Annotated in this window: 15 protein-coding genes; 6 read left to right on the top strand and 9 right to left on the bottom strand. The window is 65.6% G+C overall.

Annotation, left to right across the window (positions count from 1 at the left end; translation table 11 throughout):
• Window positions 1-26 precede the first annotated feature (26 nt).
• Genes I6L33_RS06750 through sgrR form a run of 3 tightly spaced genes read right to left on the bottom strand, consistent with a single transcriptional unit; the run spans window position 27 to window position 2,936 of the window.
• On the bottom strand, window positions 27-740 hold the full coding sequence (locus I6L33_RS06750; RefSeq protein WP_025202290.1) for a hypothetical protein: 714 nt from the start codon (window positions 738-740) through the stop codon (window positions 27-29).
• A gap of 31 nt (window positions 741-771) precedes the next feature.
• The gene (locus tag I6L33_RS06745; protein ID WP_010635278.1) at window positions 772-1,167 is read right to left on the bottom strand and encodes a thioesterase family protein; all 396 of its coding nucleotides are present in this window, start codon (window positions 1,165-1,167) and stop codon (window positions 772-774) included.
• A gap of 35 nt (window positions 1,168-1,202) precedes the next feature.
• A complete protein-coding gene (sgrR, locus tag I6L33_RS06740; RefSeq protein WP_216973764.1) occupies window positions 1,203-2,936 on the bottom strand; it encodes an HTH-type transcriptional regulator SgrR in 1,734 nt (577 codons plus the stop codon).
• A 100-nt stretch (window positions 2,937-3,036) separates the two neighbouring features.
• Here sgrR and I6L33_RS06735 point away from each other — a divergent pair, with 100 nt between their 5' ends.
• The 3 genes from I6L33_RS06735 (at window position 3,037) to I6L33_RS06725 (ending at window position 5,351) form a co-directional block, all read left to right on the top strand.
• Entirely contained in the window at window positions 3,037-3,213 is a 177-nt protein-coding gene (locus tag I6L33_RS06735) for a hypothetical protein (protein WP_216973763.1), read from the top strand.
• A gap of 130 nt (window positions 3,214-3,343) precedes the next feature.
• Window positions 3,344-4,612 (top strand): O-acetylhomoserine aminocarboxypropyltransferase/cysteine synthase family protein, encoded by a 1,269-nt coding sequence (locus I6L33_RS06730; RefSeq protein WP_216973762.1) that lies wholly within the window; start codon window positions 3,344-3,346, stop codon window positions 4,610-4,612.
• A 109-nt stretch (window positions 4,613-4,721) separates the two neighbouring features.
• A complete protein-coding gene (locus I6L33_RS06725) occupies window positions 4,722-5,351 on the top strand; it encodes a glutathione S-transferase family protein (protein ID WP_162518696.1) in 630 nt (209 codons plus the stop codon).
• A gap of 139 nt (window positions 5,352-5,490) precedes the next feature.
• On the opposite strand, the gene I6L33_RS06720 is transcribed toward I6L33_RS06725, so the two are convergent.
• Window positions 5,491-6,666, bottom strand: coding sequence for an iron-containing alcohol dehydrogenase (locus I6L33_RS06720; protein ID WP_082038613.1), 1,176 nt, complete (start codon window positions 6,664-6,666; stop codon window positions 5,491-5,493).
• Between the two features lie 167 nt (window positions 6,667-6,833).
• Window positions 6,834-7,286 (bottom strand): hypothetical protein, encoded by a 453-nt coding sequence (locus I6L33_RS06715; protein ID WP_005308316.1) that lies wholly within the window; start codon window positions 7,284-7,286, stop codon window positions 6,834-6,836.
• Window positions 7,287-7,751: 465 nt separating this feature from the next.
• Between I6L33_RS06715 and I6L33_RS06710 the strand changes: the two genes are divergently transcribed.
• Window positions 7,752-9,224 carry a C69 family dipeptidase gene (locus tag I6L33_RS06710; protein WP_216973761.1) on the top strand — a complete coding sequence of 491 codons (1,473 nt, stop codon included), beginning with the start codon at window positions 7,752-7,754 and terminating at the stop codon, window positions 9,222-9,224.
• A 61-nt stretch (window positions 9,225-9,285) separates the two neighbouring features.
• On the opposite strand, the gene I6L33_RS06705 is transcribed toward I6L33_RS06710, so the two are convergent.
• From I6L33_RS06705 to I6L33_RS06695, 3 genes are read right to left on the bottom strand one after another with little or no spacing between them, the layout of a single operon-like run.
• On the bottom strand, window positions 9,286-10,032 hold the full coding sequence (locus I6L33_RS06705) for an SDR family oxidoreductase (RefSeq protein ID WP_017764599.1): 747 nt from the start codon (window positions 10,030-10,032) through the stop codon (window positions 9,286-9,288).
• Window positions 10,033-10,088: 56 nt separating this feature from the next.
• The gene (locus tag I6L33_RS06700) at window positions 10,089-10,334 is read right to left on the bottom strand and encodes a DUF3624 domain-containing protein (RefSeq protein WP_005308310.1); all 246 of its coding nucleotides are present in this window, start codon (window positions 10,332-10,334) and stop codon (window positions 10,089-10,091) included.
• Window positions 10,331-10,810, bottom strand: coding sequence for a GNAT family N-acetyltransferase (locus I6L33_RS06695; protein WP_042051521.1), 480 nt, complete (start codon window positions 10,808-10,810; stop codon window positions 10,331-10,333). The genes I6L33_RS06700 and I6L33_RS06695 overlap by 4 nt, the downstream gene beginning before the upstream one ends.
• Window positions 10,811-10,996: 186 nt before the next feature.
• Here I6L33_RS06695 and I6L33_RS06690 point away from each other — a divergent pair, with 186 nt between their 5' ends.
• Together I6L33_RS06690 and I6L33_RS06685 are read left to right on the top strand one after the other, a co-directional pair.
• On the top strand, window positions 10,997-12,439 hold the full coding sequence (locus tag I6L33_RS06690) for a RimK family protein (protein ID WP_216973760.1): 1,443 nt from the start codon (window positions 10,997-10,999) through the stop codon (window positions 12,437-12,439).
• 24 nt (window positions 12,440-12,463) lie between these two features.
• Window positions 12,464-12,991 (top strand): MgtC/SapB family protein, encoded by a 528-nt coding sequence (locus I6L33_RS06685; protein ID WP_216973759.1) that lies wholly within the window; start codon window positions 12,464-12,466, stop codon window positions 12,989-12,991.
• Window positions 12,992-13,041: 50 nt separating this feature from the next.
• Here the strand turns inward: I6L33_RS06685 and I6L33_RS06680 are convergent, their stop codons facing one another.
• Window positions 13,042-14,658, bottom strand: a complete 1,617-nt coding sequence (locus tag I6L33_RS06680) for an alpha-amylase family protein (RefSeq protein WP_216973758.1) — start codon at window positions 14,656-14,658, stop codon at window positions 13,042-13,044.
• Window positions 14,659-14,675 lie beyond the last annotated feature (17 nt).

Here is a 14,675-nt window from a genome sequence, read left to right as displayed (position 1 = left end):
AGCCCCTTGCTTTGATACTGCCGTGCTTACTGCGGCTTGTTGGCACCCGGCAGCGGCTGCCAGGTGAGGCGGGTCACCTGGGGACCCTGCACCTCGCACTTGAGGCTCAGATCCTGCCACCCCTTATCCTGGCGCAGGGAGACCTCCCCCTCGATGCCCTCGGCACGGCTCTTGAGCTTGGCCGGCTCGAAGGTCACCTTGTCCCCCCCGGCCAGCGCCATCAGCTTGCCGTTGCAGAGCCAGTGGGCCAGTTCCGCCCCCTTGAGCTTGACGCCCCCCTTGGCCGCCTTCTGTTCGGCGGCGCTCGGTGCAAACAGTTGGCCCAGCTCGGCCGCCCGTTTGGTGAGCCAGACTTCCCGCTGCTGCATGCTCATCTTGCTGACGAACTCGGCGGGCTGTCCCTTCTCGTCCAGCCACCGGGTCAGCTTGCCGCCGTCGTCAAAGGCAAACTGGGCGGCGGGCTCCTTCACCCCGAACAACTTGCCGCCCTTGAAGTAGTAACGGCTCTCCCCTTCCTGCTTGCCCTGCTCGTTCATGATGGGCACGGCGATGATGACGGGAGCGCCATCCACCCAGGCCTTGATGTCTATGCCGTCGTGGCTGAACAGACGGGTATCGAGGGCGCTCTCGGCCCCCTTTTCCATCAGGGAGAACTGCTCGGCGAGGGAGGCCGCCATCGAAGGCAGGGAGCAGAGCCCCAGTCCCAGGCCGAGGCTCAGGGCGATCACGGTATTGCGCATAAGTGTCCTGTGATTGGCCGAAGGGCCAAGGTTAGCTTTCTATCAGCCAGACCCGCAGCTCCTCCCGGTGGCGATCGCCCAGGGGAATGGACTGGCGGGACTGGTAGTCAAAATGGATCAGGGTGGTTTCGGCGGTCACCGCCAGCTCGCCCTCCTGCCAGGCCTCCTGCCAGAGCGTGAAGGAGCTGGAGCCGATGCGGCGTACCCCGGTTTTGATCAATACCTGCTGGCCGTAGAACAGCTCCCGTTTGAACTGCACCGTGTAGCCCGCGATGATCAGATGCCAGTTGTGCACATCCAGCTCGGGGGAGAAGATGCGAAACAGCGGGTCGCGGGCCGACTCGAACCAGACCGCCGGCACCGTGTTGTTGATGTGGCCGAGGGCATCTGTCTCTTGAAAACGGGGTTGGATCTGCATTTCCAGCATGGATATCGACTCCTTGTCGTTGGACCGCGCTCAGGCTAACGCGGCCCGCCTCTGGACTCAAGCTCCCCCATCTCCTCCCCGGCACCGACGGCCAGCTCCGGGCGCAGCCAGGCGCTGCGAAAATCGAACCAGCCGAGCGCCGTCATCCGCACCCCGTGCACGCCGACCCGGCTCTCCAGCTCCAGCCAGTGGTGAAACAGCGGCACGAACCAGCCCTGCCGCTGCACGCTGGCCAGCAGCGCCCGCGGCCCCGGCTCCTCGCCGCTGGCACGCCACTGCGTCAGCCCCTGCCACAGGCCATGCTGGCCGCCCCACACCTTGCGCAGCAGCGGGGTCCCCTGCAGCCAGGCGTAGGGGGCGAAGGCGTGTTCGTGCTCCAGGTTGAGGGTGCCAAGCCAGAGATCCACGTCCTCGTCCGCCCCGCTCACCCAGCGGCCGTAATCCAGGGTGCGTACCTCGAGTGCGATGCCCTGCTCGGCCAGCAGGCTGCTCATGGCGTTGGCACACTCGTTGAACTCCAGGTGCTGGTTGAAGCAGGCCAGCACCAGTTGACGCGGCCGCCCGGCCGGCGCCGGCAACGGGACCGGCTGCGCCTCCCGCCAGTGGGGCAAGAGACCCAGCGCACTGGTCCAGCCCCGCTGCAGTTCGGGGGCGACCCGCGCCATCAGGGCGATGGGGTTGAGCAGGCCGGCCAGCCACTGGCGCAGGGCGGGATCCTGCAGGGCGCCGGAGCGCTCATCCTGCAGCAGGAAATAGCAGCCGGATTCCAGCTCGGACTCGCCACGCATGGTACCGAGCTCCGGGCTGTCACGCCCCAGCTGCAGGTGGCTCTCCAGCCGCTCCGCCAGCTCTGGCAGCATCCAGATGTCGATCTCGTCGAGCAGGGCGCGCAGACCGAAGTAGTCGTCGAATGCCTCCAGGCACAGGTGCATGGGATCGTTGGCGGTCACCCGATAGGGGCCGGTGCCCACCGGCTGCAGGGCAAAGCCCGCCTCCCCCTTGAGCTCGCGCGGCAGGATGACGGCCACCGGCTCGGCCAGCAGGTGAGGCAGCAGGGGATCCGGGCTGTCGAGGTGCAGATCCAGGGTGCGCGGCCAGGGGCTCTCCAGCCGCGCCAGATGGGCGAACAGCGGACGATCCCGCAGGCTCTGCAGGCTCTCCGTCACGTCCTCCACCACCAGCTCGCGGCCGTGGTGAAAGCGCACCGCCGGCCTCAGGTAGAAGCGCCAGTGACAGGGGCCGAGGCACTCCCAGTGGTGGGCGAGATCCCCCTCGATTTCCCCATTTTCCTCATTTCGCCGGGTCAGGCCGTTGAAGATCTGGCGGCTAAGGTGGATTTCGGAGCGGCGCAGCGGGCCGGTGGGCAGCAGTTGGGGCAGTGGCCGGTAGTAGGGCACCCGCAGGATCTGGCGCCCTGCCCGGGTGGCCTGGCCGAGCTGTTCGATCAGCAGCGGGGTGAGCAGATCGAGGCGATCTTCCGCCAGTCGCACCGCCTGCGCCAGCTGGCCCTGGCTCAGCAGCTCCCGCAGTCGGCGCCGGGTCAGGCTCTCCTGGTTGTCCAGCAGGGTGAGGCGGGAGCGCCGCCCCCGCCCGGCCTCGGCGGACCAGCCGAGCCAGCCCTGCTCCTGCATGCGGCGCAGCAGCAGGCGGGCGTTGCGCGGGGTGCAGCAGAGCAGATCCGCCACCTCGGCGAGGCTTATTTCCCGCTCGTCGCAGCCAAGCTGCTGGGCGAGCCGTTGGAATTGCTGATAGAGGCGGCTGGTGGGCATAAAAGAGGAAATCCTTGTGCTGAAAATCATCAGTTTTTACTTCCGCATTTTAGCTCAATACTGCTGGCGAACGTGAGAACCACAGCACAGGAGCCCCATCATGAGCCACGCCAACCCCATCAAACCGAACCGGATCCAGCAGATCCTGCGCCGTTACTTCAAGCGGATCCTGCCCCGCCCGCTGCCGCTCATCGAGGATCCCATGATCCAGCTCAACCGTCTGATGCAGTGGGACATGCACCAGATCGACGACAAGGAGTATCGCCGCCGCCTCTGAGCCGGCCTCCCTCACGCCCCGACGAGATTGCTTTGCCGGATCTGATGGTTTACATCGGCCAAGGGCCTGATAGATTGGACGTCTATCCATCTATGACTGCTATCCAGCAACATCCAACAAGGAGTGTGTGATGAAAGATGCGACCCTGGCCCTGCACCACGGCTTTGCCAACGACCCCACCACCAAGGCCGTTGCCGTGCCCATCTACCAGACGGTGGCCTACGAGTTCGAGAGCGCCCAGCACGGGGCGGATCTGTTCAACCTGGCGGTGCCTGGCAACATCTACACCCGCATCATGAACCCCACCAACGATGTGCTGGAGCAGCGCATGGCCGCGCTGGAAGGGGGCATTGCCGGCCTAGTGGTCTCGGCGGGTTCCGCCGCCATCACCTACGCCATCCAGGCGCTGACCGCCGCCGGCGACAACATCGTCTCCACCCCCCAGCTCTATGGCGGCACCTACACCCTGTTCGCCCACATGCTGCCAAGCTTCGGGGTCGAGGTGCGCTTCGCCAAGGATGACAGCGCCGAGGCCATCGCCGCCCTCATCGACGACAAGACCAAGGCGGTCTACTGCGAGAGCATCGGCAACCCGGCCGGCAACATAGTGGACATAGCCGCCCTGGCCAAGGTGGCCCACGCCCGCGGCGTGCCGCTCATCGTCGACAACACGGTCGCCACCCCGGTCTTGTGCAAACCCATCGAGCACGGCGCCGACATCGTGGTGCACAGCCTGACCAAATATGTCGGCGGCCACGGCAACTCTCTGGGGGGCGTGGTGGTCGACTCGGGCAAGTTCCCCTGGGCGGATCATGCCGAGCGTTTCCCCCAATTGACCCAGCCTGAGCCCTCCTATCACGGGGTGGTCTACACCGAGGCCTTCGGCCCGGCCGCCTTCATCGGGCGGGTGCGCACCGTGCCGCTGCGCAATACCGGCGCGGCGCTGGCCCCCATGAACGCCTTCCTGCTGCTGCAGGGGCTGGAGACCCTGAGCCTGCGCATGGAGCGCCACGTGGACAACGCCCTGCAGGTGGCCCACCACCTCAAGCACCATCCCAAGGTAGCCTGGGTCAGCTACGCCGGGCTACCGGGTCACCCCCACTACCTGCTGGCGGAGAAGTACATGGCCGGCCGCCCCTCCGCCATCCTCTCGTTCGGCCTGAAAGAGGGCTACGAGGCGGGGGTGCGCTTCTACGATGCGCTCAAGATCTTCAAGCGGCTGGTCAACATCGGCGACACCAAGTCGCTGGCCTGCCACCCCGCCTCCACCACCCACCGCCAGCTCAGCGAAGAGGAGCAGGCCAAGGCCGGGGTGAAACCTGAGATGATCCGGCTGTCGGTAGGGATCGAGGCGATCGAGGACATACTGGCGGATCTGGATCAGGCGCTGGAGGCCTGAGTCAGGCGTTGAACGAGCGGGCATCAGCCCGCTTTTTTTTAGCTGCAGCGGTAAACCCGTCGCCGCGCCGCTGCGTACTACCGCTTCTTGTCACTGCGTCGAGGTATTCATGATAGTCCTGCACCACCTGAACAAATCCCGCTCCCAGCGCATCATCTGGCTGCTCGAAGAGCTGGGCCTGCCCTATGAGATCAAGGCCTACCAGCGCGATGCCGCCACTTTTCTGGCGCCCCCCGAGCTCAAGGCCGTCCACCCCCTCGGCAAGTCGCCGGTCATCGAGTTTGACGGCCGGGTACTGGCAGAATCCGGTGCCATCACCGAATACCTGATCGCCCGCCACGCCCCGGACCGGCTGGCGCCGGCCGCTGACAGCCCGGACTATGCCGAGTACCTGCAGTGGCTCCACTTCGCCGAGAGCTCGGGCATTCTGCCGCTGCTGCTCGACATGTTCGTGCGCAAGGACGGCAGCCCGATGCGCTTCCTGCCGGACTACGCCAAAGCCGAGTGCGCCAAGGTGCTGGGTTATCTCAACGAGGTGCTGGCAAGCCGCCGCTACCTGGTGGCCGATCGCCTCACCGGCGCCGACATCCTGAACTCCTTCCTGGTGGATCTGCTGGCCCAGAGCGGCCAGCTGGCTCAGTTCCCGCACCTGCAGGCTTACTGGCAGCGGCTCAACACTCATCCGGCCCGCCAGAAGGCGGCGGCGCTGGAGCGCGAGCTGGACCGCAGCGCCGAGTAAGCGTTCGTCGCCACCATGCAAAACGCCCCTATGATCGGGGCGTTTTCTTTTCCGTAGGTCAGCCGGTGAGCAGAGGGCGTGAGAGAGGATCCTGGCTGCACTTGTTGTCCGGATCGCCCCTTGGCCAAGGGCCTCAGGCCTAGAGGGCGTGAGAGAGGATCCGCGCCACCTTGTCGGGATCTATGTCCTGCTGCTCCCCGAGGGCGGTCAGGCCGAACAGCTTGAGGTTGGAGCAGATCCCCGGGATGCAGCGCGCATCCAGGCCATAGTCGGCGAGGCGGGTACCCACCCCCATCTGCTGGAAGAACTGCTCGGTGCGGATGATCGCCTCCTCGATGCGCAGCGCCTTGTCCTCGCGGCTGGAGTGCCACACCCGCTCGGCGAACTGGGCCAGCTTCTCCTGCTTCTGGGCCGCTTGCTCCCGCAGCAGGGAGGGCAACACCACCGCCAGGCTCTGGGCATGATCCAGCCCGTGCAGGGCGGTGAGCTGGTGACCGATGGCGTGGGTGGACCAGTCCTGCGGCACGCCACGGCCGATGAGGCCGTTGAGGGCCAGGCTGGCCGCCCACATCAGGTTGGCGCGCACCTGGTAGTTGGTGGGCTCCGCCAGCGCCCGCGGGCCGTTGTCCACCAGCACCTGCAGCAGGCCTTCCGCCAACCGGTCCTGCACCTCGCCCCCCACCGGGAAGGTGAGGTACTGCTCGAGGATGTGGACGAAGGCATCCACCACCCCGTTGCCCACCTGGCGCGGCGGCAGGCTGTAGGTGGTGGTGGGATCCAGCACCGCAAACACCGGCTGCACCAGCGGGTTCATGAAGGAGAGCTTCGCCTCCCCCCGGCTCACCACGGCGGCCGGGTTGCTCTCCGAACCGGTGGCCGGCAGGGTCAGCACGCAGCCGAGCGGCAGCGCCGCCTTGATGGGGGCCTTGTGCAGCAGGATCTCCCAGGGATCGTCCCCCTCGAAGCGGGCCGCGGCGGCCACGAACTTGCTGCCGTCCACCACTGAGCCGCCACCCACCGCCAGCAGGAAGTCGATGCGCTCGCGCTTGACCAGATCCACCGCCTCCATCAGCTGGTCGTACTGGGGATTGGCGCCGATGCCGGGGAACTCCAGCCACTCCCGGCCTGCCAGCGCCTGGGTCAACTGGTCATAGACCCCGTTCTGCTTGATGCTGCCGCCGCCGTAGAGCACCAGCAGGCGGCTGCCGGCCGGGATCAGTTCGGGCAGTTTGGCGATCTGGCCTTCACCGAAACAGACGCGGGTGGGATTGGCATATTGGAAGTTGTACACGGCAGAGCCCTCGGTTGAATGCATGCAGAGGGATTGTGCGCCTGTGGCCCCCACAGGTCAAAGAACGCGGGCACGCCCTCACATTGCACCGCGGATGCGGGTTGCCGGCAGGGCCGCTCATCCACTGTGGTCAGCGGGGGCAAGGGCTTGCCCCCGCTGACCATGGATTGCCGTTCGAGTCATTCCGCTGCTCAGGCGCTCTTGCTCTCTTCCTTGCTGCTCTTCTTGCCGGTGAGGCGGTCCATGGCGTCTTGCAGCATGGCGTCCCGCTGCTCGTTCAACGGCTTGCTCTGCTCCGCCCGCTCCTCGGCGCTCAGCTGCTTGTTGTCGGCAATCGCCTTGAGCTTCTCTTCTATCTCGTTGAACTGCTTGCGATCAAAGCCGAGCGCCTTGTCCACCAGCTGCTGCAGCACGCCCCCCTTGTCGGAACTCATGTCGAGCGCCGGCGGCAGCTTGCTGTTCTTGGCCAGGTGTTCATAGGTCAGCGCCTGCTGGGCCTGGCCGGTTATCCGTTGGGAGGAGAGGTTGACCAGATCTTCCCAACCGCCGCCACCCTGACCGCTGTCGGCGCTGCTGAGGGTCGCGAGGGCGCGATTGTTGGAGGCGCTCTGGGCAAGCTGCTGGCTGTAGGGTTTGATATCCATGGGGGCTCCAGTCTGCATGCCAAACCGGCATGACGAGGTCGCTGATTCGATGGTATGAGGCGCCTGGCCCCATCATTGGCAATAAAACCAGCAAGTTGCAGGCCAACTTGTCAGGCTGGGCGAGATCCCCACCGTGGCGAGCCCGCAGCCGGTCACGGCCCAGACACAGCGTCATAATCATGACTCATCCGCTGCTTTTATCCCGATTTCCGACACATACAACTACCTCAAAAACTCCGCGCCACATAAACAGCAGGAACGCCTTGCCGATCACAAAATAAACAACCAGTGAGGCATACAATTTTGGCGCACCATCGGGCAAGCAAGCAGCGTTATGGATGATATGTTTGCGAAATCAACCAGATGCAGACCTGTCTACCGTCGGATCCCCGACCCAGTCCGGTCACTCCCGGCCGCTTCTCCCGCCCCCTGACGCGCATCCACCGCAACCTTTCGGGCATAACTATGAAAAAACACACCTTGAGTCTTCTCTCCGCCACCCTGCTCACCCTGCTTGGCACCAGTGCCGACGCCTGTACCGGCCTCATCGTCGGCAAGGGCGCCAGTGCCGATGGTAGCGTGATGATCGCCAGAAACGAGGATTTTGGCGTCAACAACTGGAACAAGTACCTCGCCTTCCGGCCCGCACAGCAGAACGAGGGCAAAGTCTGGAAACTGGGCAACGGGCTGGAAGTGCCCATGCCAAAGGCCTTCCTCGCCTACTCCGCCATCCGTGACTGGGATGCCGCCGGCAGCGACCCGGACGGCAAGTATTACGAGGAGCGCGGCATCAACGAAGCCAACGTCGCCATCTCGGCCACCACCAGTGCCGAGGTCAACGACAAGGCCCAGAAGGCCGATCCGTTGATCGAGAAGGGGGTCATCGAGGCCATCATCCCGACCCTGATCCTGCCGCAGGCCAGGACGGCCAAAGAGGGGGTCGAGCTGCTCGGCCGCTATGTGGAGCAATATGGCGCCGGTGAGGGCAACAGCCTCTATCTGGCGGATGTGAACGAGGCCTGGCTGATGGAGATCGGCTCCGGCCACCACTGGATAGCGGTACGGGTGCCGGACGACAGCTATGCCATGGTGGCCAACGGCCTGCGCATCCACGGCGTCGATCTCGACGGCGCCGACGTGCTGCATTCGCCCAAGCTGCTGGAGTTCGTGCGCGAACACAAACTGCTGGATAACGCCGACCCGAAAGAGTTCAACTTCGCCAAGGCGTTCGGGGTCATCGCCGACCCCTACAACGTGGATCGGGAGTGGCTCGGCCAGAAGATGCTGACGGCCTCTCACAAGCAGCCAACCCGGCAGGCGCAGTACCCGCTCTTCATGAAGCCAGATACTCCCATCGCCGTGCCGGACGTGGCCAGGCTGCTGAGCGCCACCTATGAGGGCACCCCACTGGCGGGCAAGGCAGAGCGGCCGATCCGCATCGATCGCCAGCTCGAATCCCACGTCATCCAGCTGCGCAAGGAGATGCCCAAAGAGCTGCAGGGATTGATCTGGCAGAGCTACGGCGTGCTGGCCGAATCCGTGATGGTGCCGCTCTACAACACCCTGGAGTCCTATCCCCTGCCCTACCGCACCGGCAGCGACAGCTACTCCGATGATTCCGCCTACTGGCAGTTCCGCAGCCTGACCGCGCTGGCCAGCGCCGATCCGGACAAATACCTGCCGCTGCTGCGCGGCGTCTGGAGCAAGGAGAGCAGCAAGCTCTACAAGGAGGTGGCCCTGCTCGACCAGAGCCTGAAGCAGGCCTATGCCGGCGACAAGGCCACCGCCATCGGGCTGGCATCCGACTACTCCTATGGCCAGCTGGAGAAGAGCTATCAGATGGCCAAAGAGTTGCGCTACAAGCTGATGACGGATCTCACCAAGCGCACCGAGCAGAAGTATTCGCCGGAGGAGTTCAAGAAGATCATGAGCCTGTAAACCGGCCACCAAAACAGAGAGGCTCCCGGGGGAGCCTCTCTTGTTTCATCCGCAGCAGCGATCAGCGACGGCTGATATGGAGCGGGCCGAAGGTCTGCGCCACCGGCATGATCTCGATGCTGTTGATGTTGACGTGAGCCGGCTGCTGGCTGATCCAGAGCACGGTATTGGCGATGTCTTCCGGCTGGATCGCCTGCACCCCCTGATAGACGGTGGCCGCCTTGGCGTCGTCACCGTGGAAGCGCACGTTGGAGAACTCGGTGCCGCCGCACAGACCCGGCTCCACGTTGGTGACGCGGATGGCGGTGCCCGCCAGATCGGCGCGCAGGTTGAGGCTGAACTGCTTCACGAACGCCTTGGTGGCGCCGTAGACGTTGCCGCCCGGATAGGGGTAGGTGCCGGCGATGGAGCCGATGTTGATGACGTGGCCGCGATTGCGCGTCACCATGCCCGGCAGCAGCAGGCGGGTGAGCAGGGTCAGACCGCTGATGTTGGTGGCGATCATCTGCTCCCAGTCTTCTAGGTCTGCCTTGTGGGCCGGCTCCAGCCCCAGCGCCAACCCGGCGTTGTTGACCAGCAGATCCACCTCGCGCCACTCGGCCGGCAGCCCGTCGATGGCGGCGCGGGTGGCCGCCTTGTCCTGCACGTCGAACACCAGCGGCAGGAACTGGGCGCCCAGCTCGTCGGCCAGCGCGGCCAGCCGTTCGGCGCGGCGGCCGGTGCCGATCACCTTGTAGCCCGCCTGCACCAGCTGACGGCTGATGGATTCACCAAACCCGGACGAGGCGCCCGTTACCATTGCAATCATCTGAACCTCCATTTCTACAGCGCTATTGTTATTTATCTGTTTGAAATCAATCTGATCTATTCGTCGCTCAATTCACGCCCGCTCGCCTTGCGCCAGATGAACACCAGCAGGTGGAGCAGGAACAGGCCCGAGCCCCCCAACGCGAACAGCAGGCCGGTGAGGGCATTGACCGAGGTGTCGGCGCCACACCACCACCAGACCAGCCAGCCGACCAGGCCGATGGCGAAGGTCTGGCCGGCACAGACCGGGCAGCGCCCCAACTTGGCCCTGATGGCGGTGGCGAGGCAGTTGTCGCAGCTCATCCCCTCTCCTCTTCTCTCCTCTCTCCGGCCAGCTTCAGCACCAGCCGGTGGGCATGCTGACCGTGGCCATAATAATCCAGCAGCTTCTGCCTTGGCCGAAAACCCAGCCCGCGATAGAGCGCCTGCGCCTCTTCATTGGCATCGCCCACCTCCAGCCGGATCGCCCCCCAGCCGGCCTCTTTGCCCTCCTGAATAACCTGCTCCAGCAGGCGGCGGGCCCAACCCTGGCGGCGGATGGTCCAGCGGATGGCGAGGGTCTGGATGATCAGCCGATCCCAGCCCCTGTGCTCCAGCAAACAGAGGTAGCCCATCAGCTGCTCCTGCTGGTCCAGCACCAGCAGGGTGCGCCCCTTGGCCTGGGTCAGCAGATAGTGCCAGCGGCTGCGGCCAAAGGCGACTTCGGGGGGAAAACAGTAGCGTTCCAGCTTAACGATGGCGCCCAGATCATCGGTCCGGGCCGCGCGCACGGTCAACACGGGGAATCCTTGTTCGGTTATTTATCTTCATCACCAAAAATGCGACTTGTATCACAAGTTACCAAGGCGGCATATTAGGCACTGTAACCTCTTGTTTCCCCTCGCGCCATTGTCGTGCTTGTCGGTGCATCGAAGCCCACTGGGGATCCTGCCGCTTAAGGCAGTTTCATCTGTGGAGCCGAAAATATGAGTACCTACGTCATCGTCGAAGAGCTGGGCGACTGGCCTTGCCATGCCGATTATCTGCTGACCGCCCGCACCTACCTGCAACACGGGGTGCCCACCACCGGCGGCCGTCCCCGCATCATCAACCTCTGCCGCAATCTGGAGCACCTCGGCGCCGGCTACTACTGCTCGCTGCTGGCCCAGGCCCGCGGTCACCACTGCCTGCCGGGCCTGCAGGCCATCAGCCAGCTGCAACCCCAGCAGCCGCCGGCCAAGCTGTGGCGCAAGCTGCAGGGCTGGCTGGCCCAGCAGAGCGAGGATCGGATCCGGGTGCGCGCCATCTTCGGTCAGTGCGAGCAGAGCGAGCTGGCCGGCCTGGCCCGCTACTACTACGGCCTCAGCCAGCTGCCGCTGCAGGAGCTGACCCTCAAGCGCGGCCGTCACGGCTGGTCGGTGCGCCAGCAGCAGAGCCTGTCGCCGCTGGCACTGAGCCCAAGCGAGCAGACGCTGATGCTGCACCACGCCCAGGCGCTGGTGGGCACGGGTGACGAGGAGCAGGCGGCGCCGCTCTACCAGCTCGCCATCCTGGTCGACCCCAACGACGGCCGTGCCAGCAGCGATGCGCTGGCGCTGGATCGCTTCATCCAGGCGGCCGCGGCCCAGGGGATCCGGGCCGAGATCCTGGCGCCGTCCGCCATCGAGCGGCTGCCGGAGTTCGACACCCTCTGGCTGCGCTCCGAGACCGCGGTCGGCCACTACACCTTCGAATTTGCCCGCCGCGCCGAGCAGCTCAAGATGCCGGTGATCGACAGCTCCCGCGCCATCCTCGCCTGCAGCAACAAGCTCTACCTCTACGAGCTGATGGTGCGCAGCGGCGTGCCCATGCCGCCCACCATGGTGGTGACCCGCCGCGGCCGCCACCACGTAGATGAACTGGTGCAGCGGCTCGGCCTGCCGCTGATGGTGAAGGTGCCCGACGGGGCGCAGGGGCGCGATCTGGCCATGGCCAGCGACGAGCAGCAGCTGGCCCGCCTGCTGGACGAGGGGTTGGGCCGCTCCGCCCTGCTGCTGGTGCAGAGCCGGATCCCCGCCGAGTTTGACTGGCGCATCGGCTTTCTCGACGGCTCGCCGCTGTTTGCCTGCCGCCGCTTCCGCCCCGAGCCCGGCAACCGCATCCGCCGCCGCAAACACCCCCTCGACATGAGCCGCATCGAGGCGTTGCCGCTCAACGAGGTGCCGGAGCGGGTGTTGCAGACCGCCCGCCGCGCCGTTCATCAGCTCGGCAACGGCCTGTTCGGGGTCGATCTGCGCCAGCAGGGGCGTGACTGCGTGCTGCTGGAAATCATCGACAATCCCTGGATACGTGGCGATATTGAGGACAGAGAGGCAAAGGACCTCTACGAGCGCCTCGCCCGGGCCTTCCGCCAGCGGCTGGAGAACCGGGGGCAGAGCGCGGCCGGATAACAAGCATCGAGAGCAGAGGTGGATATGATGACGACTGATTGGTGGGACATAGCGCCCCTTGGCTGGGAGAACATCCTGGTCTGTCTGGTGTGCGGCACCCTGGTGGGGCTGGAGCGGCAGTTGCGCGGCAAGCCGGTCGGCATCCGCACCTCCTCGCTCATCATCCTCGGCACCTACTGTTTTCTCGCCATCGGTGCCGCCGTCAGCCCCCAGAGCGCCGATCAGGCGCGGGTACTGGGCCAGCTCATCACCGGCATCGGCTTTCTCGGCGCCGGGGTGATGATGACCCGGGATGGCCAGGTACTGGGGGTCACCTCCGCCGCCACCGTCTGGATGCTGGCCGCCCTCGGCGCCCTCATCGGCATGCAGATGCTGCACCAGGCGCTGCTGCTCACCGGCGTCACCCTCTCCATCCTGGTGGGGGTGGACTACCTGGAGACCAGCTTCAAAGGCCTGCGCCGCGGGGTACACAACCGGCTGGAGAGCTGGCGGCACGGCAACGACCGGGCCGATCCCCATCAGGACGAGCTCGGCAGCGGCATCGAGAAGTAGCGTCCCAATGAACAAGGGCTCCATCACGGAGCCCTTGTTGTTTACCAGCCTCAGCGCACCAGCAGGAAGCGACCGGTGAGCGGCGGCAAGTCCACCGTCACGCTGCTGCCGCCGATGGCCAGGCTCTCGCCGCTCTGCAGATCCACCAGGGCGCTGCCACTGCGCAGCTTGCCGACCGGCACCGCGTAGCTCTGGGGCGTGCCGGAGACGTTGAGCAGGTAGACTACTTGCTCCGCCGCCGTCTGCTTGATGTCGCCATAAACGCTGCCCTCGGCCACCAGCTTGACCCGCTCCCCCTGATAGAGGGCTGGGTGGGCGGCACGCAGGGCCAGCAACTGGCTGAGCCACTGTTTCAGCTCGCTCTGCTCGCTGCTCGGCACAAAACCGGTGGCACCCGGCACCTTGCCATCGCTGCGGGCCACGTGATCGTCACAGAGCCCCTGCGCGGCGCAGTCGCCACCCACCTGATTGGCAAAGCCCGGCACCTCGTCGCCAAACTCCTCGCCGTAGTAGAGGGTGATGGGGCCGGAGCGGGCCGCCAGGAAGCTGAAAGCCGCCTTGTGACGCTGCCAGTAATCCGCCGGATTGAAGTTGCCGCGCTCCAGCAGATCGCCGAAGCGTACCAGATCGTGGTTGCCCAGCATCAGGTTGGGCATGGCGTGGTCCGGGTAGTTCTCCACCTTGTTCCAGCTGGCGTCGAGCACGCTGGCCCCCTGCCCGCCCTTGCCGGACTCCTCCACCGCCAGCGCCTGCACCAGGCCGTAGCGCAGCGGGAAATCGAACGCCGAGGAGAGCGCCGGGTTGTCGCTCGGCCCGTACGCCTGGGCGCGGATCTCGTCGGCCCCTTTCCACACTTCCCCGACCATATAGCCGAGGGTGCCCCACTGCTGGCCGGCGGCCTTGCGCGCCGCGCTCGCCCGCTCCACCTCGCTGCGAATGGCGCGCCAGTCGTCAAGATCGAGCTGATAGGCCTGATCGAGGCGCCAGCCGTCGATGCCGTACTGCTCGACCCAGTAGCGGGCCACCTCCTTGAAGTAGGCCAGGCTCTCGGGCTGGCTGTAATCCACCAGCTGGCCCGGGTAGCCGGCGCCGCCGCTCTTGAGGGCGGGCAGCCGTCCCGCGGGCGAGGGTTTGCTCACCCCCACCCTGTTGACGTGGCCGAACACCCCGTCGAGGAAGACGTAGAGGCCGCGCTGATGCGCCCCGTCCACCAATTTTTTAAGCTGGGCGTTGCTGCCGAAGTTGGGGTCCACGTTGAAGAAGTCGCAGGCGAAGTAGCCGGTGGCGTCCAGCCTGTCGTCCCCGCCCTGACCGGCGCAGGAGTCGAACACCGGAGTCAGCCAGATGGCGTTGACGTTGAGGCTCTTGATATGATCCAGGCTGTCGATGATCCCCTGCAGATCGCCGTTGTGCTGGGAGGGGCCGTAGCCGACGCCGTAGTTGGCGCTGCCGTCGCCATCGACGAAGGACTCCACCATCACCTGGTAGGTGCGCAGGTTGCAGGCCGGCTGATCATTGCCGTAGCAGGCGCGGCTGGCGGTGACCGGCGGCGGGTTGATGACCGGGGGCTGGGGCTCGCTGGAACCGCTCCCGCCTCCGCTGCCGCAAGCCGTCAGTAACAGGGCGGCCCCGATGAGGCCGCCACGACGCAACGTTCCTTGTTTCATTGTTATGTTCCCGCTGT

The sequence above is a fragment of the Aeromonas sp. FDAARGOS 1403 genome (assembly GCF_019047325.1).
Lineage (GTDB): Bacteria > Pseudomonadota > Gammaproteobacteria > Enterobacterales > Aeromonadaceae > Aeromonas > Aeromonas dhakensis.
The sequence above is the reverse complement of the archived record's forward strand: the minus strand, read 5'-3'. Positions and strand labels throughout refer to the sequence as shown.